Origin of the sequence: Bailinhaonella thermotolerans (assembly GCF_003594875.1) — a bacterium.
In the GTDB taxonomy this organism is placed as follows: Bacteria; Actinomycetota; Actinomycetes; order Streptosporangiales; family Streptosporangiaceae; genus Bailinhaonella; species Bailinhaonella thermotolerans.
On record NZ_QZEY01000010.1, the window covers coordinates 99,994 to 122,246 of the forward strand.

Annotated in this window: 19 protein-coding genes; 14 read left to right on the plus strand and 5 right to left on the minus strand. The window is 74.8% G+C overall.

Features of this window, described 5'->3' with window-relative positions; all coding sequences use genetic code 11:
• The first annotated feature begins 68 nt into the window (after positions 1-68).
• On the plus strand, positions 69-1,205 hold the full coding sequence (locus D5H75_RS24115) for a hypothetical protein (RefSeq protein ID WP_119928802.1): 1,137 nt from the start codon (positions 69-71) through the stop codon (positions 1,203-1,205).
• Positions 1,206-1,235: 30 nt separating this feature from the next.
• Positions 1,236-2,099 (plus strand): WXG100 family type VII secretion target, encoded by an 864-nt coding sequence (locus D5H75_RS24120; protein ID WP_147425265.1) that lies wholly within the window; start codon positions 1,236-1,238, stop codon positions 2,097-2,099.
• Between the two features lie 111 nt (positions 2,100-2,210).
• Here D5H75_RS24120 and D5H75_RS24125 read toward each other — a convergent pair whose 3' ends face one another.
• The 3 genes from D5H75_RS24125 to eccD form a co-directional block, all read right to left on the minus strand.
• Positions 2,211-2,651, minus strand: a complete 441-nt coding sequence (locus D5H75_RS24125) for a YbaB/EbfC family nucleoid-associated protein (RefSeq protein ID WP_119928804.1) — start codon at positions 2,649-2,651, stop codon at positions 2,211-2,213.
• A 159-nt stretch (positions 2,652-2,810) separates the two neighbouring features.
• A complete protein-coding gene (locus D5H75_RS24130; RefSeq protein WP_119928940.1) occupies positions 2,811-3,998 on the minus strand; it encodes a M23 family metallopeptidase in 1,188 nt (395 codons plus the stop codon).
• Positions 3,999-4,088: 90 nt separating this feature from the next.
• A complete protein-coding gene (gene eccD / locus D5H75_RS24135; protein WP_119928805.1) occupies positions 4,089-5,495 on the minus strand; it encodes a type VII secretion integral membrane protein EccD in 1,407 nt (468 codons plus the stop codon).
• A 38-nt stretch (positions 5,496-5,533) separates the two neighbouring features.
• On the opposite strand from eccD, the gene eccCa reads away from it, so the two are divergent.
• The 5 genes from eccCa (at position 5,534) to D5H75_RS24160 (ending at position 12,329) form a co-directional block, all read left to right on the plus strand.
• Positions 5,534-9,514: a type VII secretion protein EccCa gene (gene eccCa, locus D5H75_RS24140; protein WP_119928806.1), complete on the plus strand. Its 3,981-nt coding sequence runs from the start codon at positions 5,534-5,536 to the stop codon at positions 9,512-9,514.
• Between the two features lie 389 nt (positions 9,515-9,903).
• Entirely contained in the window at positions 9,904-10,224 is a 321-nt protein-coding gene (locus D5H75_RS24145; RefSeq protein ID WP_119928807.1) for a hypothetical protein, read from the plus strand.
• Between the two features lie 577 nt (positions 10,225-10,801).
• Positions 10,802-11,587: a hypothetical protein gene (locus tag D5H75_RS24150; protein WP_119928808.1), complete on the plus strand. Its 786-nt coding sequence runs from the start codon at positions 10,802-10,804 to the stop codon at positions 11,585-11,587.
• Positions 11,584-11,982: a YbaB/EbfC family nucleoid-associated protein gene (locus tag D5H75_RS24155; RefSeq protein WP_119928809.1), complete on the plus strand. Its 399-nt coding sequence runs from the start codon at positions 11,584-11,586 to the stop codon at positions 11,980-11,982. Before D5H75_RS24150 ends, D5H75_RS24155 begins: the two co-directional genes overlap by 4 nt.
• Positions 11,979-12,329 carry a YbaB/EbfC family nucleoid-associated protein gene (locus D5H75_RS24160; protein ID WP_119928810.1) on the plus strand — a complete coding sequence of 117 codons (351 nt, stop codon included), beginning with the start codon at positions 11,979-11,981 and terminating at the stop codon, positions 12,327-12,329. Before D5H75_RS24155 ends, D5H75_RS24160 begins: the two co-directional genes overlap by 4 nt.
• Positions 12,330-12,538: 209 nt before the next feature.
• Here D5H75_RS24160 and D5H75_RS24165 read toward each other — a convergent pair whose 3' ends face one another.
• Together D5H75_RS24165 and D5H75_RS24170 are read right to left on the minus strand one after the other, a co-directional pair.
• Positions 12,539-15,694 (minus strand): protein kinase domain-containing protein, encoded by a 3,156-nt coding sequence (locus D5H75_RS24165; RefSeq protein WP_119928811.1) that lies wholly within the window; start codon positions 15,692-15,694, stop codon positions 12,539-12,541.
• 219 nt (positions 15,695-15,913) lie between these two features.
• Positions 15,914-17,236 carry a S8 family serine peptidase gene (locus D5H75_RS24170; RefSeq protein ID WP_147425266.1) on the minus strand — a complete coding sequence of 441 codons (1,323 nt, stop codon included), beginning with the start codon at positions 17,234-17,236 and terminating at the stop codon, positions 15,914-15,916.
• A gap of 119 nt (positions 17,237-17,355) precedes the next feature.
• Here D5H75_RS24170 and D5H75_RS24175 point away from each other — a divergent pair, with 119 nt between their 5' ends.
• The 7 genes from D5H75_RS24175 (at position 17,356) to D5H75_RS24205 (ending at position 22,253) form a co-directional block, all read left to right on the plus strand.
• On the plus strand, positions 17,356-17,649 hold the full coding sequence (locus D5H75_RS24175; RefSeq protein WP_119928813.1) for a hypothetical protein: 294 nt from the start codon (positions 17,356-17,358) through the stop codon (positions 17,647-17,649).
• The gene (locus D5H75_RS24180; protein ID WP_119928814.1) at positions 17,646-18,743 is read left to right on the plus strand and encodes a transglycosylase SLT domain-containing protein; all 1,098 of its coding nucleotides are present in this window, start codon (positions 17,646-17,648) and stop codon (positions 18,741-18,743) included. The genes D5H75_RS24175 and D5H75_RS24180 overlap by 4 nt, the downstream gene beginning before the upstream one ends.
• Before the next feature lie 95 nt (positions 18,744-18,838).
• Positions 18,839-19,414 carry a hypothetical protein gene (locus D5H75_RS24185; RefSeq protein ID WP_147425267.1) on the plus strand — a complete coding sequence of 192 codons (576 nt, stop codon included), beginning with the start codon at positions 18,839-18,841 and terminating at the stop codon, positions 19,412-19,414.
• Positions 19,414-20,430 (plus strand): hypothetical protein, encoded by a 1,017-nt coding sequence (locus tag D5H75_RS24190; protein ID WP_119928816.1) that lies wholly within the window; start codon positions 19,414-19,416, stop codon positions 20,428-20,430. The genes D5H75_RS24185 and D5H75_RS24190 overlap by 1 nt, the downstream gene beginning before the upstream one ends.
• A 12-nt stretch (positions 20,431-20,442) precedes the next feature.
• Positions 20,443-20,847, plus strand: a complete 405-nt coding sequence (locus D5H75_RS24195; protein ID WP_119928817.1) for a YbaB/EbfC family nucleoid-associated protein — start codon at positions 20,443-20,445, stop codon at positions 20,845-20,847.
• A 75-nt stretch (positions 20,848-20,922) separates the two neighbouring features.
• Positions 20,923-21,321: a BlaI/MecI/CopY family transcriptional regulator gene (locus tag D5H75_RS24200; RefSeq protein ID WP_202638453.1), complete on the plus strand. Its 399-nt coding sequence runs from the start codon at positions 20,923-20,925 to the stop codon at positions 21,319-21,321.
• Positions 21,318-22,253 (plus strand): M56 family metallopeptidase, encoded by a 936-nt coding sequence (locus D5H75_RS24205; RefSeq protein WP_119928819.1) that lies wholly within the window; start codon positions 21,318-21,320, stop codon positions 22,251-22,253. The genes D5H75_RS24200 and D5H75_RS24205 overlap by 4 nt, the downstream gene beginning before the upstream one ends.

Here is a 22,253-nt window from a genome sequence, read left to right on the forward strand (position 1 = left end):
TCGGGTGTACGGCCCGGCGAGTCCGGCGTAATGTGCGAAACCGACATGATCGTGAGGCGGAGGCGGGCGTGAGCGGGGCTCAGAACAACGCCGGCGGGACCGGAGCCACCGGCTCCTCAGGTCAGAACGGCACCGGCGGCACGGGCGGCACCGGAGCGGTCAACACCGGCTTCGGCAATGCCGGCAGGGGCGGGCTCGGCGGGCTCGGCATGGGCGGGCTCGGCATGGGCGGGCGGCCGGCGTACAACGTGGACGAGGACGCGGTCCGCTCCCTCGCGCAGAAGGTCGGCGGGCACGCGCCCCAGGTCGAGGAGTTCGGCCGGAAGGTCCAGGGCATCTCGATCGACTGGCCGGGGTTCGGCGGGATCGGCATGGGCCTCGCGTACACCCACGACGACGTCCGCGACGCGCTCAGCAAGTCCCTGCGCCAGGCCCAGGGGGTGCTGCAGCGCTGGGACGCCACACTGCGGGAGTTCGTCGAGGTCAACGACAGCGCCAACAAGAAGGCCAAGAGCGAGGCGGAGCAGCTCGGCGGCGGACTGGGGGGCGGCGTCGGGGGCGGGCTGGGGGGCGGCGGCGGGATCAAGCCCGCCGATTTCAAGACGCCCCCGATCAAGACCCCGCCCATCAAGAACCCGCCGATGGACAAGATCCCGGGGCCCGACGACTTCGACATGGACCCCCGCGACGAGCTGCCCGGCCCCAAGCAGCCGGACTCCAAGCTGCCCGGCTCCGAGCTGCCGGACTCCAGGCTGCCGGACTCCAAGCTGCCCGATTCGGGCCTGCCCGACCCGAATGCGCCCGACGCGCGGCTCCCCGACTCCGGCCTGCCGGGCGCGGGGCTGCCCAAGGCCCCCGACCCCCGGGCGGCCGACCTGGCCGGCCTCGGCGACCCCTCGCGCCTGCCGAGCACGCCCATCGCCGACGCCCTGCGCTCGACGACCGGCGCGCCCTGGAGCGGCGGTCCCGGCGGCCCCGGCTCCGGGACCGGCCCCGGCGGGCCCGGCGGCGCGAACGGCCTCTCCCCCGCGTCCGCCCGCGGTGGCGTGCCCGGCATGGGAGGCATGCCGCTCATGCCGTACGCCCCGATGGGCGGCGGGGCAGGCGAGCAGGAACGTGAGAGGCAGCGGGGCGCGGCGGCGCCCGAGGACGAGAGCGTGTGGGGCGACGACGAGGACGTCGCGCCGCCGGTGATCGGCGCCTGACCGGGCGCACGGACGAGGAGGGAAGCGGCCATGCCGCCAAGACCCACGGGCGCCGCGGAAGCGGTGGGCACGGACTTCGAGAGCGGCCGGTGGATGTACATGGCCGGGGCCTCCATGGCGCTCTCCGCGACCCCGATCCTGATGTTCGTCGCGGGCGGCCCCTGGCTCGGCCGGACACTGCTCACCATCGACGGGCTCATGCTGGCGATGGTGTCCAACCCCGGCAGCATGAAGAAGGCGGCCGACCAGTGGATGACCGCCAACGGCGGCCCCGGGACGTCCAACAGCGACTACATCGACAAGCTCGGCGACGAGATGCGGGGCTTCCACGAGTCGCTGCGCAACCTCACGAAGCAGACCAAGCAGGACGAGGTCTGGACGGGGAGCCCGTTCGAGGCGTTCGACGACGCGGTGACGAAGTTCCTCGACGCGCTGGAGATCGTGCGCACGGCGCGGAACAACTGCGGCAAGACCCTGGAGGGCTGCGCGAAGATCTACATGGCGGGCGCCCAGATCTCGTTCCTCGTGGGCTCCTTCATGGTCGCGCTGGCGGGCTCCGCGATGGTCACCATCGCCGGGGGGCCGGCGGCCCTGGGACTCGCGCGGGCGATCTACGCCATCCAGCTCAGGAACATCCTGCCGGTGCTCAAGACGGTCGTCTCGGGCCACAAGAAGGCCCTCATCGCGGTGACCGTCATCATGGCCCTGGTCCGGCAGCACTGCGACAAGCAGGGGCAGCTCTTCTTCGGCATGTCGTCGCTGAAGATGGAGCAGCCGCCGAGCTTCAAGGGCGCCGAGGTCAAGTCGCGCCAGGGCCTCCCGGTCCACGAGCCGGACATGGAAGTGCCGAAGCAGCCCAAGCCCAGCATCCTCGACAGCATCCTCCCGTTCTGACCCCCGCCGCCCCCTGACCCCCGCGTCCCCGTACGGCGGGCCGCCCGCCGGGGCTTCCCGTACGGCGGGCCGCCCGCCGGGGCGCGTCCGCCGTACGCCGGCCGGGGCGGGTCAGCCCAGGTCCTCCAGCTCGCGGCGGATCCGGGTGAACTCGCCCATGACGTCCTCGAAGGCGCGGTCGTAGGTGGCCTCCGCCTCGCGGAGCCGTTCCATGGCCGCCTCGGGGTCCCGCAGCAGTTCCCCGGGTCCGGAGGAGCCGCCGAAGACGTCGTTCATCACCTCGGCGGTGTTCCGCTGGAAGTCGGCGAGGGCCTCGTGCAGGACCTGCTTGACGAGCTGGGACAGGTCCTCGGCGGGCAGCCGCAGGGCCTTGGGCCGGATCTCCAGCTCGCGCAGCCCCTCGGCGGAGTACTCCGCGTACACGAGCCGGCGCTCGTCCTCCGCCGACCCCGTCACCTTCGCCATGCGCTCGGTGGCGTCCTGCAGCGCGGCCATGTGCTGGGGGATGCGGTTGACCAGCGCGTCCACGTCGATGTTCTCGAAACCCTCCATGCCTCCCTCTCCGTGTCGTCCGGCGTCGCCAGGTTCGTCCGGCGTCGCCAGGTTCGTCCGGCGTCGCCAGGTTCGTCCGGCGTCGTCAGGCGTCGTCCGGCCTCGCGCCGGCGCGCCGGTGGGGTACGGCGGGCCGGGTGGCGGCCCGCCGTACGGGGATCAACCGCAGTGCTCGAAGGAGCTGGAGTACTTCTGCGAGCCGATGGAGCCGCCCCACCGGACGCAGATCTTGGGGGCGTGGGCGCGGACCGGGCCGGCGTAGTACAGGTACTGGCCGGTGTCGCTGGTCGTGCTGCGCTTCTGCACCTCCAGGAAGGCCGACGTCGCCGAGGCCTTGCCGACGCCCGCGCCGGACTTCAGCGTGACGACGCAGTTGTGGCCGGTGGAGTCGCTGTAGAGCAGGTAGACCCGGCCCGCGTCGCCGAGGGCGGCCGAGTCGATGACCCGGTAGCCGGGGCCGCAGACGATCTGCGGGGTGTAGGGGTTCTTCTTGGGGTCGGAGGGGGCGGGCTGGCCCGGGTTCGGCTGACCCGGCTGACCCGGCTTGGGCGGGGCCGGCTTGGGCGGGGCCGGCTTGGGCTTGCCCTTGTCACCGCAGTTCTTCGACGTCACGGTGGCCACGGGGTACGGGAACCGGCGGCCGTCGAAGTTGGCGGCCCGGATGTTGCCGGGGTAGGAGCCGCTCGCCCGGACCTCGTAGTGCAGGTGCGGGACGGTGCTGTTGCCCGGCCGGGTGGTGCCGCCGACCTCGCCGATCCGCTGGCCCTGCGCGACCGTCTGGCCCGCGCGCACGCCGAGCCGGTGCAGGTGGGCGTAGTAGGTGCGCCAGCCGCCGCCGTGGTCGATCACCACGAGGTTGCCGAAGCCGTTGGCGTTGCCCTGGTGGGCCGCGGTGACCACGCGCCCCGCGGCAGCGGCGACGACCTCGTCGCCCCGGTCGGCGGCGGGGCCGTTGCCGCGGTTGAAGTCGATCTCGTAGGAGGTGCGGTGGCGGCTGCTGGAGCGGGCGTCGCCCGTCCACGCCTGCCCGCACGGGAAGGGCATCTGGAAGCGGGGCTCACCGCGCGCCGCCATGAGGTCGGCGCCCGGGTCGGCCGCGACGTCGGCGGGCGTCTCCGTCCCGTCGGCCACCGAGGGCGCCCCGGGCTGCGGCCGGAGCGGGTACGGCACGGCGGACGGCGGCACGTAGGGATCGACGAAGTTGACGCGGGGGCCGGAGGAGGCGGTGGGGGTGGGGGTCGGGGTCGGGCTGGGGGCCGGGTCGGCCGCGCTCGGGGCGGCGGTGGCGACGACCACCGCCAAGCCCAGCGTGAGAGCTCCCGGAGGGAGGAGGGCTCTGATTCGCATGATCATCAGTGTGACCCGAGAAAGTTAACAAATGGGGCTCTTGTTATAAATCCATACGATCGGTACACACGGGAGACCAACGGGAGCCCCCTACCCGGCCAGCCCGCGCACGATCGCGTAGAGGTCCAGCACGGCCATGGCCAGCGGGAACAGGCTGACGATCACGATGAACTCCAGGATGTCGCCCGCGCGCCCCCAGAAGGGCGTCGGCTTCCACTCCGGCAGCCACACCCCCAGGGCCACCGTGAGCACCGCCCCCCAGAACAGCGCCAGCATCAGCACCAGCACGGGCACCGGCCCGTCCGCCCGGGCGGCCGCGACGACCACCGGCAGCGCCAGCCCGGCGAGCCCGGCCGCGATCAGCCACACGCGCTGGCCGAACCCCTCGAAGACCCGGGCCCGCAGCACCAGCGCCAGGCCGCAGGCCACCGACATCGCGATCGCCGCCCAGCCGCCCTCGACGGCGAGCGCGGCCTGCCCGCCCAGCGCCACGAGCGCGATCCCGGCCACGAGCCCGGTGGCGTACCGGTCCGCCTCGGCGGCGCGGTCCGCCACCTGCGGGGCGTCCACCTCCTGGTCGTCGGCGCGCAGCTCCTCGGCGTTGGCGGGCAGCGCGGGCAGCGGGAGCCGGGCCATCCGGAACGACACGACCGGGATGAGCGGGGCGAGGGCCAGCACGAGCGCCGCCGCCACCGCCGCGGTCCCGGCCCCGGAGACGTCCAGCGTGAGCGCCGCCAGGGCCGCCGCCGCGCCCGTGAACCCGGCCAGCGCGAACCCGATGAAGTTCGCCATGCCCTCGACGATCGTGAACCCCGCCACGGTCGCCGTGAGCGTGACCGCCGAGAACCCGGCGAGCGCGTGCGGCGCCCCCATGCCGTCCAGCGGCGCGGCGGCGGCCGGGGCGAAGAACCCGGCGAGGAAGGCGTACGGCAGCGCGGCGTAGCCGACGATCGCGCCCCCCGGGGAGTCGCCGGCCGCCCGGGAGACCACCGCGCCCCAGGTGACCAGCAGCGCGGCGGCCACGGCGCTCGCGATCGCCGCGGGCGTCCAGGGCGGCCCCGAGAACACCGGCAGCAGCGACCCGGCGACCAGCAGGGCCGATCCCGCGACCAGCCCGGTCCGCCTCGTGTGGTGGGCGCTCCAGCGGGTGGTGCGCTCCCTGACCCCCGACGCGATGACGTCCGCCACGTCGTCGAAGGCCGCCGCGGGGGCCTCGGACCCGCGCGGGACCAGCCGCAGCACCTCGCCGTCCAGCACCTGGAGCGCGGCCAGCGTCGCGCCGAGGTCCAGCGGCGGGCCGGCCACCCGCTGGATCACCCAGCCGTTCGGCGGGATCTCCCCGTCGGCGTCGTGGGTCGCGCGCAGCAGGGTCGGCAGCATGTGGGTCAGCGGCACGTCCGACGGCAGCGCGAGATCGATACGCTTTCGCGGGGTCACGAATGTGACGCGGCACAGTGACGCATGCGAAACATGGGAAATGTGGGCAAGCTGACTCACTCGGCTAACACTTTCCCATACCGGAAGGGGACCGCAAGGTGGGCATCGTCATCATCAAGCGTCCCGAACGCCGCACTCCGCCCGCGCCTCCGCGCGGCGAGATCCTGCTGGAGGCCCCGCCGGAGATCCCCGAGGTCTCCTCGCCGGGCTTCCAGCAGATCCTGATGTACCTGCCGATGCTGGCCGGCGCGGCGGCGATGGCGCTGATGTTCACCACGGGCGGCGCGAGCAACCCGATCATGTACGTGTCCAGCGGCCTGTTCGCCGTGTCCATGCTGGGCATGTCGCTCACCCAGCTCGGGCGGGGCGCGGGCGAGCGGAAGTACCGGCTCAACGGGCTGCGGCGCGACTACTTCCGCTACCTCGCGCAGATCCGCAAGCGGGCCCGGCGGGCCGCGCACCAGCAGCGGGAGGCGCTCCAGTGGGGCGGGCCGCCGCCGGACTCGCTGTGGAGCCTGGCGATGGGCCCGCGGCTGTGGGAGCGCCGCTCCCGGGACGAGGACTTCGTCCAGGTGCGGGTCGGCACCGGGGTGCAGCGCCTGGCCGTACAGCTCGTGCCGCCGGAGTCCCGGCCCATCGAGGACCTGGACGCGATGTCGGCCGGGGCGCTGCGCCGGTTCGTCCGCGCGCACTCGACCGTGCCGGACCTGCCGGTCGCCGTCGCCCTCCACGCGTTCGCCCGGATCCTGCCCAAGGGCGACCCCGAGGCCGTGCGCGGGCTGGTCCGCGCCATGATCGCCCAGCTCGTCACCTTCCACGCCCCCGACGACCTGCGCGTCGTCGTGTGCGCCAGCAGCGTGCTCATGCCGCAGTGGGACTGGGTGAAGTGGCTGCCGCACGCCCAGCACCCCGACGAGCAGGACGCCGCGGGCCCGGTCCGGCTGATGGCCCAGTCGCTGGGCGAGCTGGAGGCGCTGCTCGGGCCCGGCCTGAAGGACCGTCCCCGGTTCAAGCCCGGCAACTCCACGCACGGCCTGCCGTACCACGTGGTGATCATCGACGGCGGGCACGTGCCGCAGGACTCCCAGCTCGGCGCGGACGCGATCGAGGGCGTGACCGTGATCGACATCAGCGGCGGGGCCGCGGTCGTCGAGGAACGGCTGACGCTGCGGCTCTTCGTCACCGATGAGCGCTTCGCGATGATCAAGCTCGACCACGCGGGCCGGGAGCTGCACTCCAACCTCGGGCGCGCGGACCGGCTCGGCTACCTGCAGGCGGAGGGCCTGGCCCGGCAGCTCGCGCCGCTGCGCCTGTCCATCTCCTCGGGCGGGGAGACCCAGGACGTCCTGGAGAGCAACACCACGCTCACCGACCTGCTCGGCGTGGGCGACGCCCGGGCGATCGACCCGGCGACCGTCTGGCGGCCCCGAGCCTCCCGCAACCGGCTGCGCGTGCCCATCGGGCTCGGCGCGGACGGCCGCGTCGTCGAGCTCGACATCAAGGAGTCGGCCCAGGGCGGGATGGGCCCGCACGGGCTGGTCATCGGCGCGACCGGCTCCGGCAAGAGCGAGCTGCTGCGCACGCTCGTCCTCGGCCTGGCGATCACGCACTCCTCGGAGATCCTCAACTTCGTGCTCGTGGACTTCAAGGGCGGCGCGACGTTCCTCGGCCTGGAGTCGCTGCCGCACGTCTCGGCCGTGATCACCAACCTGGAGGACGAGCTGCCGCTCGTGGACCGCATGTACGACGCGCTCCACGGCGAGATGGTCCGCCGCCAGGAACTGCTGCGCGCCGCCGGGAACTACGCCTCCCTGCGCGACTACGAGCGGGCCCGCGAGCAGGGCGTCGCCCTCGACCCGCTGCCCACCCTGTTCGTCGTGCTCGACGAGTTCAGCGAGCTGCTGTCGGCCAAGCCGGAGTTCGCCGAGCTGTTCGTGATGATGGGCCGGCTCGGCCGGTCGCTGGGCGTGCACCTGCTGCTGGCCTCCCAGCGGCTGGAGGAGGGGAAGCTGCGCGGCCTCGACACCCACCTGTCGTACCGGATCGGCCTGCGGACGTTCTCGGCCATGGAGAGCCGGACCGTCCTCGGCGTCGCCGACGCCTACGAGCTGCCCACCGCCCCCGGCAACGGGTACCTCAAGTTCGACACCACCGGCATGACCCGCTTCAAGGCCGCCTACGTCTCCGGCCCCTACCAGGAGACGCAGACCCGGGACACCTCGACCCGGCGCGACCGCCGCCAGGTCGTGCCGTACGGCCCCGCGTACGTCCCGCTGCCCGAGGAACCCCGGGAGGCGGTGACCGAGACGCCCGAGGCCGAGACCACCTCGGCCGTCGCCGGGCAGGAGAGCCTGCTCGACGTCGTCGTGCGGCGGCTCGCGCGGAAGGGCCCGCCCGCCCGGCGCATCTGGCTGCCGCCGCTGGCCGAGCCGCCCACCCTCGACGACCTGCTGCCGCCGCTCGGGCCCGCGCCCGGGCTGGGCCTCACCACCCCGGGCTGGGACGGGCGCGGCAAGCTCTTCACCGTCGTCGGCGTCGTGGACAAGCCCTTCGAGCAGCGGCGCGACCCCTACTGGGTGGACCTGTCCGGCTCGGCCGGGCACGTCGGCGTGGTCGGCGGCCCGCAGACCGGCAAGAGCACCCTCATCCGCACGGTCATCGCCGGGCTCGCCCTCCTGCACACCCCGCGCGAGGTGCAGTTCTACTGCCTGGACTTCGGCGGCGGGTCGCTGGCCGCGCTGGAGGGGCTGCCGCACGTCGGCGGCGTCGCCAACCGCCTGGACGGCGACCGCATCCGCCGTACGGTGGCCGAGGTGACGACGCTGCTCGCCGAGCGGGAGCGCGCGTTCGCCGAGCAGGGCATCGACTCGATCGTGACCTACCGGCGGCGGCTCGCGGAGGGCACGATCGCGGGCGACCCCTTCGGCGACGTGTTCCTCGTCGTGGACGGCTGGCTCACGGTCCGCCAGGACCACGAGAACCTGGAGGCCACGATCACCGACCTGGCCGTGCGCGGGCTCGGGTACGGCATCCACGTGATCATCTCGACCGGCAAGTGGTCGGAGTTCCGGCCCGGCATCCGCGACCTCTTCGGCACCCGGCTCGAACTGCGCCTCGGCGACGCCTACGAGTCCGAGGTCAACCGCAAGGCCGCCGCCGCCGTGCCCGAGGGGGTGCCCGGGCGCGGCCTCACCCGCGACGGCCTGCACTTCCTGGCCGCCCTGCCCCGGCTCGACGCCGTACGGTCCGCCGCCGACCTCGCGGACGGGGTGCGCGGGCTCGTCGAGGCCGTCTCCGGCGCGTGGACCGGCCCGGCCGCGCCGCCGGTGCGGCTGCTGCCCGCCGTGCTGCCCGCCGCGGCGCTGCCCGGCCCCGCGGAGACGGGCCGGCGGGTCCCGATCGGTATCGACGAGGTGGCGCTCGCGCCGGTGTACGCCGACTTCGAGGGCGACCCGCACCTGTTCGTCACCGGCGACACCGAGAGCGGCAAGTCGAACCTGCTGCGCCTCGTCTCCGAGGGGATCGCGGCGCGGCACACGCCGGTCGAGGCCCGGCTCGTCGTCGTGGACTACCGGCGCTCCCTGCTGGACGCGGCGTACACCGAGCACCGCATCGGCTACGCCGCCTCCCAGTCCGCGGCGGAGAGCCTGATGAAGGACATCCGGGGCGCGCTGCTCGAACGGCTCCCGCCCGCGGACCTGACCCCCGACCAGCTCCGCTCCCGGAGCTGGTGGCAGGGCGCGGACCTGTACATCGTCGTGGACGACTACGACCTGGTCGCGACCGCGCAGAACCCGCTCCAGCCGATCGTGGACCTGATCCCCCAGGCCCGCGACATCGGCCTGCACCTGGTGCTGGCGCGGGCCATGGGCGGCGTCGGCCGCGCGATGTACGACCCGGTGATCCAGCGTCTCAAGGACACGGCCACGCCCGCCCTGATCATGTCCGGCAGCAAGGACGAGGGCGCGCTCTTCGGCAACGTCCGGGCGACCCCGCTGCCGCCGGGACGGGCCAACTTCGTGGACCGGCGGTACGGCGTGCGCCTCGTCCAGACCGCGCTCCTCCCCGAGGAAGGTTGATCGGCTGACGTTCGCCCGCCCGTAACCTCCCGCTCTGGACGAGTGTGCCCTCGCGCCGCTACGGTCAAGATCGTCTGGCCGGCGTCCGCGGCCGGGGCGCAGCATGCCCGGACGCCGACAGGAGGTAGCTGCCCGCGCCCCGGCAACGCCGTACACGCGCAGGGGGAGCCTTGACCACACCACCGCAAGCGCCCGACGCCCCGGGGGCGACCCCGCCCCCGAGCTCGGTGACCCCGTATCCGTCGGGTACGGGGAGGCCCCAGGCGACCTCGGGCCCGTCCGGGTCCCCGAGCCCGCCGGGAACCCCGAGCCCGTCCGCCTCGGCGCCGCCGCCGGGCACGCAGCCGGACGGGACCGCCCCGCCCGGCTCGGACCGGCCGAGCCTCGACGTGGCGACCAGCCACCTGCGCACGTTCGCCGGGCACTTCTCCGACTCCGGCGAGGCGCTGGAGAAGCTGACCACGCTGGCCTTCCACGACGTGCACATCGGCGTGCCGCTCGTGCTCATGTCGCTCGGCTACACCGGCAGGTTCAACGAGCTGTCGCACGACTGGAGCCTGGCCAACAAGGTCCTCACCAAGAACCTCAAGTCGGACGGCGAGCGCCTGCACAACGTGGCCACGCTGTACGACGACGCCCACACGACGACGGCGGCGCAGGCCCAGAGGCTCAAGTCCTACCTGGACAACGCGCCGCGGGGATCGCGTTGACCGTACGGCCGCCGGCGGCCGTACGCCGGGCGAATGGAGACGAGAGATGAGCGACCCCTCGAACCGGCCGGACCCCGCCCAGGGCTCCGGCGCCCCGACCGGCGGCACGCCCGCGGGCGGCACCCCTGCGGGAGGGACCCCTGCGGGAGGGACCCCCGCGGGAGGGACCCCCGCGGGCAACACGCCCGCGGGGAACACCCCGCCGAGCGGCACGCCCGCCGGAGGGACGCCCTCGGGGAACACCCCGCCGAGCGGGACACCCGCCGGTGGGACGCCCTCGGGGGGCACTCCGGCGGGCGGCACGCCCCCGGCGAGCACCCCGCCGAGCGGGACCCCTGCCGGAGGGACCCCGGCGACGGGCACCCCGGCGACCGGCGCCCCCGCGGGCGGGACCCCGGCAGGGGGCACTCCGGCGACCGGCGCCCCGGCGACGGGCACCCCGGCGTCCGGCACGCCTTCCGGCGGCACGCCTGCGACCGGTACGCCATCGGCCGGGACGCCCGCGGGTGGGACGCCTGCGGGCGGCGGCGCGGCGCGCGGAGGCCCGCACCCCGGCGGGAGCGCGTCCTCGCGGGCGGTGGCCGCGTGGTTCCAGGACCTGCTGGGCGTGATCAAGCCCGCCCGGGACCGCACGCGCGAGGGCATGATCCTCAGCGGCGCGGGCCGCGCGCTCCTGGCCATCGACCTGCTCGCCTTCCTCAACCTCGGCGACCCCTGGATCTTCATGGAGCGCCGGGACGACTGGAAGGCGAAGGCGGCCGAGCTGGAGGCCAAGCGCAGCAACCTCTGGAACTCCTTCTTCACCGCCGACTTCTACCCGAACTGGCAGGGCGGGGCCAGGGACGCCCTGGAGACCCACCTGCGGTTCAACGTGAACGGGCTCTTCGCCGGCCTGAAGAAGGGCTCCACCGGCATGAGCGAGTCGATGCAGGGCCTGAACAAGGAGATCGTCGAGTACGACTTCTCGGTGGCCGCCCTGTACCTCGGCTCGGCCGCGATCTTCAACGAGCTCGTGAGCCTGAGCCGGACGCATCCGCTCGGGCGGGGCAAGCTCCTGGCGCAGGCGCTCGCCGTCGGCGGCGTGTTCGCGAACACGATCAAGCAGTTCTACGACGTGGTCGCCTCCGCCCAGGGGGACCTGAACAAGCACCAGCTCAACTTCAACGATCTGCGGGCCTCGTTCTTCGTGGACGGGGACACCTCAAAGCCCCGCAACCTGTCCATGTCGCCGCAGGTCGACCACGAGGGCAACGTCCGCAACCCCGAGTTCTGGCGGCATTCGACGGGCGGCGTCCCGGCCGCCCCGCCCAAGAACGTCGCCCCCGATCCCGATGAGGACTGGGAGCGGGTGAACGGCCGATGAGCCGGGACCGGATCGGCGAGTTCCTGGAGCGGCAGGGCATCGACGGCGACATGGCCCGCCTGATCGACGACGTCCAGCACCGCATCGCCGAGCTCTCCCAGGCCATGGGCGAGATCCAGGAGCGGGACGTGACCGTCACGAGCGACGACGGCCGGTTCGAGGCCACCGTCGCCGGAGACGGGACGCTCCGCTCGGTCAGGATCGGCCCCAAGGCGATGCGCGAGCTCGACCACGAGGCGATGGGCCCCGCCCTCGTCGCCGTGATCAACAAGGCCCGGGCGTCCGCGGGCGACCTCTTCGACGAGCTGCTCGCCGAGGCGACCGGGGAGCCCCTGCCCGAGCTGTACGTCGCGGAGGAGCCGGGCGGCGACGCCCCGGGAAGGGGGCGGCGGTGACCGAGGAGGAGGAGCTGTGGGCCCGCCTCGACGCCATGGCCAGGGCCGCGCGCGACTTCGAGGAGCGCGTCGGCGAGTGGGGCGCGAGCGAGTTCACCGGCACGGCCGACGAGGGCCGGATCGTGGCGACCGTCAACGCGATGGGCGTCCTGCTCCGGCTCGACGTCCACGTGCTCAGCAAGCGCCGCCTGGACGGCGTCCGGCTCGGTGACGCCGTGGTGGAGGCGGTCAACGCCGCCGAGGCCGCGGCCGACGAGGCCAGGCGCGCGATGACGCACGCCTTCCGCCCGGGCGGGACCAGCCTGGGCGAGCTGCTGGGCGAGCCGGAGCCCGACCGCTACGCCTGACCCGCCGGCCCGCCGGCCCGCCGGCCCGTGCCGCCGCGCCGTACGGCGCACGGGCCGTACGGCGCACGCGCGGCGGGCCGTACGGCGATCGCTCGGCGCCGGCCGTACGACGAGGCCCGGGCCCACCGTGGAGAGACGGTGGGCCCGGGCCTCGTCGTGTGGGACGGGATCGCCCGGCCTCCCGCCGGAGCGGGGGCCGGGCGCGGGGATCAGCCGCAGTTGGCGAAGGGGGCGCTGGTGCTGCCGCCGGTGCCGCCGCCGGAGAACCGCACGCACTTGCCCTTGGCGTAGCTGTAGACGGGGCCCGCGTAGTACTCGAACGAGCCGTCGTCACGCTGGGAGCCGGAGCCCTGGACCTCCAGCACGGCCCAGACGCGGGTGCGCTTGCCGACGTCCACGGTCTTCATCGTGACCACGCAGTTCTTGCCGGTGCTGCTGTTGTAGAGCTGGTAGGTCGTGCCGCCGGAGAAGGAGCCCGACCGCTGGACGTAGTAGCCGGAGCCGCACACGCCGGTGGCGGTGTAGGGGTTCTTCACCTGCGTGGGCGCCTTGGGCGCGGGGGGCTTGGGCGTCGGCTTCGGCGTGGGCTTCGGGGTCGGCTTGGGCGTCGGCTTGGGCGTCGGCTTCGGCGTGGGCTTGGGCGTCGGCCTGGGCTCCGGCTTCTGGGTCGGCTGGGGGTCGGGCCGCTGTGTCGGCTCGGGGTCCGGCTTCCGCGTGGGCTCGGGCTTCTGGCTCTCCTCGGGCTTCTGCGTCGGCTCGGGCTTGTCCGAGGGCTTGGGCTGCTCCGTGGGCTTGGGCTGCTCGGTGGGCGCGGGGGACGGAACGGCGGGCTGCGTGTTCGGCGGCAGCGTCGGCGGCGTGTTCACGGGCTGCTCGACCGCCGGGGCCGTCAGGGTCGGGAACGCGCCGGGCGGCGGCGTCGGTTCCCCGGGCACGAGGCCGTTCGGGTCCACGGGCGCGGTGTTCCACGGCACCGTGACACCGGGCGCGGTCGGGTCGGTCAGCGGCGGCTGCCCGCCGCCCTCCTCCGGCAGCGCGCCCTGCGCCGCCGCCTTGGAGGCGCTTCCCGAGGACGAGGTGAAGGATGCGCCGGCGTAGTGCCCGGCCACCCAGATCCCCGTCCCCGACAGCACCAGGACCACGATCAGCGCGGCGTACAGGCCCACCGGCACCCGGGGCCGCCGCTTCTCGCCCTGCGCCGGGTGAGGAGCCGGGAGAACCCGTCCGTCCCGTCCCGTGCGCACCGGCCCCCCGGCCGGCAGCGGCGGCGGTCCCCAGGCGGGCGCCGGGCCCGCCCCGGGCCCACCGGGACCACCGGGCCCACCTGGCCCCGCGGGCGCGCCGGGCGGCAGTGCCCCGGCGGGATACCCCGCGCCGGGGGTCTGGTGCCACCCCGCGCCCTGGGGGGCGACGACGCCCCCGGGATGCGCGAACGCCTGGCCGCCGTCGGCGGGAGGAGGCCCCCAGCCGGGAGCCGCGCCGGGCACGCCGGGCATCGCGCCGGGTCCGGCGGCGGCTCCCGGCAGGACCACAGGAGCCTGCCCACCGGGTCCCGGAGGTACGGCGGGGCCGCCCGCGACCACGCCCGGCGCGGCGGCGGCGACGCCGAGCGCGGCGGCGGCGACGCCGAGCGCGCCGGCGGTGGCGGCGGGAGCCGGAGAGATCCCCGGCTGGTCTGCGGGCGCGGGCGCGCCCGAGCCCGCGGGGGCCGTCGCGGGCGCGCTCGGACCGGCGTCCGGGCCTGGCGCGCCGTCGCCCGGGGCGGGCGTGGACGCCGCGCCCACGACGGCGGGAGCCGGAGGGGCGGGCCGCGCGCCGGAGGCGGAAGCGCCGGGGGAATCGGCGGGCGCGTTCGCCGCGGCGGCGGGAGCCTCTGAGGCGGGAGCCGGGGAGGCGGCGGCCGCGCCGGGGTCGCCCGCCTGGGCGGGAGCGCCGGCGGAGCGCGACGCGGACCCGGCCTGGGCGGGAGGGGTGCCGGTCTCGCCGGGCGCCGCGATGACCGGGCCGGTGACGGCGGCGGGCGCGGACGCCTCCTTCGCCTCCCCCTCGGCGGGGGCGGCGGTCGCGCCGTCGCCGGCGGCGGGCTCGTCCTCGGCGCCGAGGACGGACGGGGCCACGTCGTCGCGGGCGTTCTCGGCGGCGGGGGCGGCGGCCTCGGCGGCGTCCTGCCCGGGCTCGCCCATCTCGCCCAGCACGGCGGGGACGTCCTCGCCGGGCGTGCCGGAGGTCCCAGCGCCGTCGCGCGCCGCCCGGCCGGTCTCCTTGGCGGGCGCGCTCCCGGCGTCGTCCGCCGGGTCGTCCTGCGCGCCGATGACGCCGGAGAGGGCCTCGGGCCGGCCGGGCTCCCCTTCGGGGCCACCCGCCGCGCCGGTGGACGGCACGTCCTTCTCACCCGGTGCGGCCGTCGCGGACACGGCGGGCGTACCCGGGGCAGCCGCCGGGGCCGCGCCCGAAACCGCGCCGGAGACCGGGGCGGAGGCCGTACCCGGATCCGGGGCGGAGTCCGCGGCGGGAGCGCCGGGGGCCGCGGGCGCGGCCGGGCCCGCGGTGGCGAGGATCCGGCGGACCAGCACGGCGGAGGGGCGGCGGTCGGGGTCGGGGTCGAGGCAGGCGGTGACGACCTCGCGCAGCGGCTTGGGGAGGGACGCCAGGTCCGGCTGGTAGGCGCGCATCCGGTCGAGCAGGTCCGGGCCCGGGGCGTACGGCGGGGCGCCCGTGGCGGCGAAGACCATCGAGGCCGCCCAGGCGAACATGTCGGAGGTCGCGCCGTAACCGATGGTCCCGAGCTGTTCGGGGGCGAGGTACGGCGGCCGCCCGAGGTCCGCGGGCGCGGCCTGGGGGATGCCGAAGAGGGTGAGCAGCGCGTGGTCGGTGACCCGGGGCCCGTCGGCGGTGAGGATCACGTTCTCGGGAGCGAAGTCGTGGTGGACGATCCCGGCGTGGTGGAGCTGCTTCAGCGCCTTGGCGGTCGCGTCCGCCAGCCGCAGCAGCTCGTCGCCCGCCAGCGGCCCGTCGGCGGAGACGGCCGCCGCCAGCGTGCGGCCCGCGACGTACTCGCTCACGACGTACGGCCGGTCGCCCTCCCAGCCCGCGCCGGCCACCGGGACGGCTGCGGTCGCGGGGACGGCCCGCGCGGCGTCCAGGCCGCCGGGGGCGACGACGCGCTCGGCCTCCGGCACCCCGGGCCGGGCGGCGAGCAGCTTGAGCGCGAACCAGGCGGAGTCCTCCCCGCGGTCCGCCGGGGCGGCCAGATACGTCACCCCGCGACGGCTCTCGCCGAGGCGGCCGACGATCTCGTAGGGGCCGAGCCTGCGGGGGTCGCCCGTCCCAAGCTCGGTCGATCGGGGCACGGCCGTATCGCTCACGAACCAACCACCTCAAGTCACCAGACCGGCGCGGCGCGAGACGGCCGCACACCGTCCACGGGTCGCACCAAGATCGCCGTACATCCGATCCGGCATTTTAGTCAAAATCCCCCCAATAAGATCACCTGTTTCACTGGTAACCATTAGGTGAACTTCGCGGAATACCAGCTCAGAGGCGTACGACCGGCACTCCCGTCTCGCCGGCCCCACCACGCCGCCTTAACGCGCGCCGTACGGCCGCGCAACGTCCGGTTTACGCCCGGGCCGCCAGGACCGGCGGCGGCCGTGGGGGACGACCACCCCGGCCCCGATCACGAGAAGGGTCGCCACGAGCGCGCCGCCGCCGACGAGCAGCGTGACGAGCGCCGCGTCCGGGTCCAGCTCACGGGCCTTCTGGACCGCCACCGGCGTGGGCGGCGGCGGGGCGACCACCGGCTGCGCCACGGGCGCGCCCTCCGCGCCCTCGCCGGGCACGATCGCGGACACCGCCTGGAGCGCGTTGACCATCCCGCCCCCGGTGCCCGCGCCGACCTGCCCGTCCGAGGTGAGCTCGATGCGCCGCTTGACCTGCGCCTGCTTCAGATGCGGGTGCCGGGCCCGGATCAGCGCGGCCACCCCCGCGACGTACGGCGCGGCGAAGCTCGTGCCCTGGAGGTTCGCCGCGTACCCTCGGCCCGTCCACGTGCTGGTCAGGCCCATCCCCGGCGCGATCACCGAGACCCGCGTCGCGGTGTTGGAGGAGTCCGCCCTGGACCCGTCCGGCGTCGCGGACCCCACGGAGATCACGCCGGGGTAGTTCGCGGGGTAGGCCGGGACCTCGGCCCCGTCGTCGCGCCGGACGTTCCCGGCCGCCGCGACCACGACGACGTCCTTCCACAGGGCGTACTCCACGGCGTACTTCAGGTCCGGCTGGTCCGCCGCCTGCGCCGACACGTTGACGACCTTGGCGCCGCGGTCCACCGCCTCCTTGATGCCCTTCGCGAGCACGCCGACGTCCCCGCGCTCCTCGTTCGTCTGCTTGACCGACAGCAGCCGGGCCTCCGGCGCCACCCCCGCGAACGGCACGCCCTGGGCGGTCAGGTCGGCCGCGGCGATGATCCCCGCGACGGCCGTGCCGTGCCCGAGGCAGTCCCTGTCCACGGTCCCGCTGAGATCGACGGTCCCGGCCATCTGCCGCGTGAGCTGCGGGTGCGTGGTGTCCACGCCGCTGTCCACCACCGCCACGACCACGCCCTTCCCCCGGGACAGCGCCCACACCCGGGGGAGGTCGAGCCGCCGCTGCGCCCACGACGCCGCGACCTCCCGGCTCCCCGCCGGCGGCGCGCACCGCCGCGGCTCCCGGCCCCGCGCGGCCCGCGTCCCGCCGGCGGACGCGAGCGCGGCCGGCGAGGAGAGGACGGCGCCCGCCGTACCGGAAGGAGACCCGGAAGGAGACCCGGATAGAGAGCCGGAAGGAGGCGCGGACGGGGGCCCGGGCGGCGGCGGCGCGGGCGTCAGGAGATGGGCGGCGAGTGCGAGCGGCAGCAGCGCGGCGGTGCGCAACGTGGTCCTCCCATGGCGTCCCCGGGGCCTCATGAACCCCTGGCGTCACCTGACCCGGTCAGTATGATCCTTTTCGGGCTGCTTGGAAGAAACCGGCCGACCGGGGAGGAAGCACCCCTGTGAATCTCAACCTGCACTATGACGCGCTGGAACAGTGCCGCAGAGAAGCGCGCAACCAGGCCAAGAACTTCGGCGAGGGATTCAGCGCCAAGACCACCGCGACCGGCCTGCTCGGCGGCGTGGGCGGGACCCTGCTCGCGAAGATCGCCGCGGTCGAGACGCTGGTGGAGGACGAGTTCCGCGCGGCGAGGACCCTGTTCGACGGCGTGGAGACCGGCCTGGACAGCGTCGACAGGATCGTGCGCAAGGCGCACGGCGCGCTGTACCAGCCGAAGCCGGAGATGACCGTATGAACCGGGTGAGCGGCGCGGACCTCCTCGCCGGGCTGCCTTCGGGCCCCGCCTTCGACGCCGCCAAGCAGCGGCTCACCGCGCTCGCCGACAAGGTGGACGGGGACCCCGAGGCGGTCCGCGCCCTCGCCACGCGCTGGAGCGGCGCGGGCGGGAACGCGACCGAGTACGCCGGAGGGGTTCAGCGCAAGGCGGCGAACGTGGACGCGCTGTGGGCCGGCGCCTCCGCCGACGCCTTCCGGGACCACGTGAACGCGCTCGCGAGCTGCGGCGAGGCCCTGGACGAGGCCGTCCGCGGCTGCGCGCAGCAGCTCCGCCAGGTCGCCTCGGCCCTGGAGACGGCCAAGTCCGAGGTAACGGCCATCTGCTCCGACCTGGTCACCCGGGTGAGCGCGGTGGACCGCACCGCCAAGGACGCCGACACCAGGATCAGCGGGATGATCGACGACGCGGCCAAGCGCGCCGAGGTCCCCGTGGGCCGGGCCGAACGCGCCGCCGAGGACGCCGCGGGCCGGATCGGCGAGCTGCTCGGCAGGCTGGAGACGCGCCGCTTCTCACGCCTCCTCGCCGCCCACAGGGTGGACCCCGTGTTCGCCAAGGCGTCCTTCGACTGGCGTCCGGTGCCGCCCCCGAGCCCGACGGCCACCACCGCGGCCTACTCCGGCGGCCCGTCGCCGGACGGGTCCGGCGGGTTCGGCGGGTACGGCCCGAGCGGGGCTCCCCCCGGAAAGATGCCGGAGGGCCGGGTGGCCGACTGGATCCGGGAGGCCATCGAGATCCTCAAGGCGCACGGGTATCCGGTCGAGAAGATGAACCCGGACCACATCTACGCGATCATCATGCACGAGTCGAGCGGCAACCCGCACGCCATCAACCTGACGGACGGCAACGCCGCGGCCGGGACCCCGTCCAAGGGGCTCATGCAGACGATCGACCCGACGTTCAACGCCTACTCGCTGCCCGGGCACAAGAACATCTACGACCCGGTGGACAACATCATCGCCGGGGTCAGGTACGCCATCTCGCGCTACGGCTCGGTCTCCAACGTGCCGGGACTCCACGGGCTGCGGAACGGCTCGGGATACGAGGGGTACTGACCCCCTCGACACGTGGGCGAAATGCCGGTTTCATTGACTGTTCACCGACTAGATGATCAAGCTGTCCCCTCTCATCCTGTCGTTAGGAGCCGGTCTTGGCAGAGCCTCCAGCGAACCAACCGGGTGCCCCGGGCGGACGTCCCCCGCTGTCCGTGGACCATGACATCTCCCCGAACAAGGTCGAGCCGGGGTTCATCGAGGCGGGCGAGGGCCTGAAGGCCGCGGCCACCAGGGCCGAGCAGTCGGTGAAGGCGCAGGGCGACCTCTCCGCCGGCGGCCTCGCCCAGAAGGTCGGGGACGGCCTGAGCGCGGTCGGGGCCGACGGGATCCCGGCGGCGATCGGCATGGGGTCGTTCCAGGAGCTGGACAAGATGTTCCTGGATTGGCTCAACCCGAAGCGGGCGGAGCTGCCGGGCCAGGCGGCCCACCTCGCGGCCGTCTACACCGACATCGGCGAGGGGCTGCGCGACCTGCGGCTCGCCGTCAGGGACATCGAGTGGGGCCTCGCGGAGGAGCTCGACCGCCTGCCGATCTACCAGACCCTCCAGTCGTACGTCAAAGACCCCGGCGGCGCGAACGGGAACGGCGGGACCGGGAACGGCGGTGCGAACGCGAACGGGAACGGCGCGGCGAACGCGAACGGGAACGGCGGGGCGGGGGGTGACCGCTGATGGTCCGCGAGCTCCGGCCCATGCTGGGCACCCCGCAACCGATCATCACTCCCCAGCGGGCCATGAAGATCCTGACGATCGCGACCGCCGTGCCGCTGGCCGGGCTCTGGATGCTGGGCGGGATCGCCGCGTCCGACCTCGACCCCGGCAAGCTCCGCGCGCTCGCCAAGACCTTCAACGAGCTGGCGGACGACCTGGAGGGCGGCAAGAAGGACCCCGACGGGGGGTACGTCGACCGGACGGGCGCCCTGGCCTCCGTGGTCGTCACGAACAGCCAGTTCAGCGGCGCCGCGATCGAGGAGTTCAAGCTCGTCTACCCGGTCGTGCACACCTACGGCGTGACCCTCGCGGGCAACTGCCGGACCGTGGCGCTCGGGTGCGAGAACTACGCCTCCCTCATCGAGGAGGAGCGGAAGGCGCTGATGGAGATCGAGGGGCTGCTCCTCGGCACCCTGATCCTCATCGCCTTCCAGCCCGTCACCACGCAGATCTTCAGGATCGTGGAGTACCGGATCGGCCAGCTCCTGCAGTTGGCGGCCAGGATCAAGGGCCTGTCCGGGACGTGGGCGGCCAGGGCGCTCCAGGCGGGATCCACGGCCTACGTCAGCACCCTGCTCGGGTACATCGCGGTGGACGGCGTCGCCTGGCACGCCGCCGCGTACTCCGGCCAGGCCACCGTGGCGCTGGCCAACGGCGAGTCGCTGGGCTCCCCCACCGACGGCATCGGCCGCACGATGGCCGCGAACGGGGCGTACGCCGTGGGCTACGAGCTCTTCAACGCGCCGCTGCGGGCCGCCGGCGTGGAGCCGACCAGGATCAGCGAGATGTCGGCCCGCCTCTTCGGCTCGATCTACGGTTACACCCCCGTGGACAACCTCCTGGACGAGGAGGAGGACGACGCGATCGCGACGCAGCCCGACCAACTGGACGACAAGCTGCTCGGGCACGGGGGCCGCGCGCTCATCTTCCCGCCGGGGTGGACCCCCGGTAGCTGGCCCCGCTACCCGGCCCGATGAGAGGAGGTTCACGTGAGCACTCGTGACGACAGGGCGGGCGTGCCCGAGGCGGCCCCGGGCCTGTCCGGCCTCCCGGAACTCAGAGGAGTGGGCGAGAGCCCGGACCGCCTGGCCATCGCGGTCGCCGACGCGTCCGGCCGCCTGCTGAGCCTCGACCTGGACCCCAAGGCGATGCGCCTGGACAGCCGGACCCTGGCCGAGAGCGTCCTCGCCGCCGTCCGCCAGGCCCAGGCCGACGCCGAGGGGAAGCTCCAGCGCCTGGCCGACGACACCTTCGCCCTGGGCACGGCCCCGCCGCCGGTCCTGGACGAGGACCAGTTCCAAAAGCGCCTGGACAGCATCGCCCAGGGCTACGAGTCCGCGCTCAGGAGCCATGAGGCCGACCTGACCCGCCGCCTCCGCGAGATCAATCCCTGACCCTCCCCCGGGCCGCCGGGCCCGCCGCGTCTTCTACCCTCGGGGATGCGGGTCCGGCGGGCGAAGGGACGGGTTGTGCGGCTCGGGAATCTGGAGCGGTCGATCATGGAGGCGCTGTGGGCGCGCCCTGAGGGGGTGTTCGCCCAGGAGCTCGCCGACAGCCTGCCCTCGCGGCCCGCGGCCACGACCGTGCTGACCGTCCTCGTGCGGCTGTCGAACAAGGGCCTGGTGTCCCGCGAGCGGCGGGGGCGCGCCCATCTCTACAAGGCCACGGCGGGCAAGGACGCCTTCGTGGCCGAGACGATGCGGGCCGCCCTGGACGAGGCCGGGGATCTGTCGGCGGCCGTGAACCGGTTCGTCGGCTCGGTCTCCCCGGAGGTGGCGGCCGCCCTGCGCGAGGCGCTCGACGACCGGGGCGAGGCCCTTGAGGGCAGGGGCGAGGTCCTTGAGGGCCGCGGCGAGGCGAAGCCGTGACGGTGTGGCTGGCGGCCGCGGGGGTCGCGCTGGTGCCCATCCTGCTGGGGCGGCACGCCTCGGCCTGGCTCACCGGCCCGTGGGCTTCGCGCTGCCCGCGCGCCGCGCTCGTGCTGTGGCAGGCCGTCGGCCTGGGCGGCGGGCTGGGCGCGGCCGCGCTGGGGCTGATCGCGGCGGTCGCTCCGCTGGCGGCGGCCTTCCCGCACGGCATGCACACGCTGGCGCGGCAGGTCCTGGACGGCGCGGGCCTGGCCGGGCTGGGGCCCGGGCACCTGGCCGCCCTCGCCTGGTCGGCCGGGCTGATCCTGTGGCTGCTCACGCACACCGTCCGGATCACCGTCAAGACGGTGGCCGAGCAGCGGCGGCAGCGGCTGCTCGTGGACGTCCTCGCCGAGCACAGCCCCGTCCACGACGCCTACGTGCTGCCCGCCGCCGAGCCCGTGGCGTACTGCGTGCCCGGGCGGCGCGCTCGCGTCGTCCTCAGCCGGGGGACCCTGGAGCTGCTGGGCGCCCGGGAGCTGCGGGCCGTGCTCTCCCACGAGCGCGCCCACGCGCGGGGGCGGCACGATCTGGTCCTGCTGCCGTTCATCGCCCTGGCCAAGGCGTTCCCGTGGCTGCCCGCGGCCAGGGCGGCGCGCGAGGCGGTGCCCCTGCTGCTGGAGATGCTCGCCGACGACCGGGCCCGCCGGGCGCACGGCCCCCTGCCGCTGGCCCGGGCGCTCGTGGAGATGGCGGCCCCGCCCGCGGCGGCGGGGACCCTGGCCCTGGCCGACGCCGGCGTCGCCGACCGGGTCCGCAGGCTGCTCGCCGACGCCGGGCCGCGCCCGGGGTGGATCCCCGCCGCGGCCTACTCCGGCGCCGGGCTGCTGCTCGGCGGCCCGGCGGCGGTGCTGCTCGCCCCGCTGCTCTGCGTCCTGCTCTGGCCGATGTGA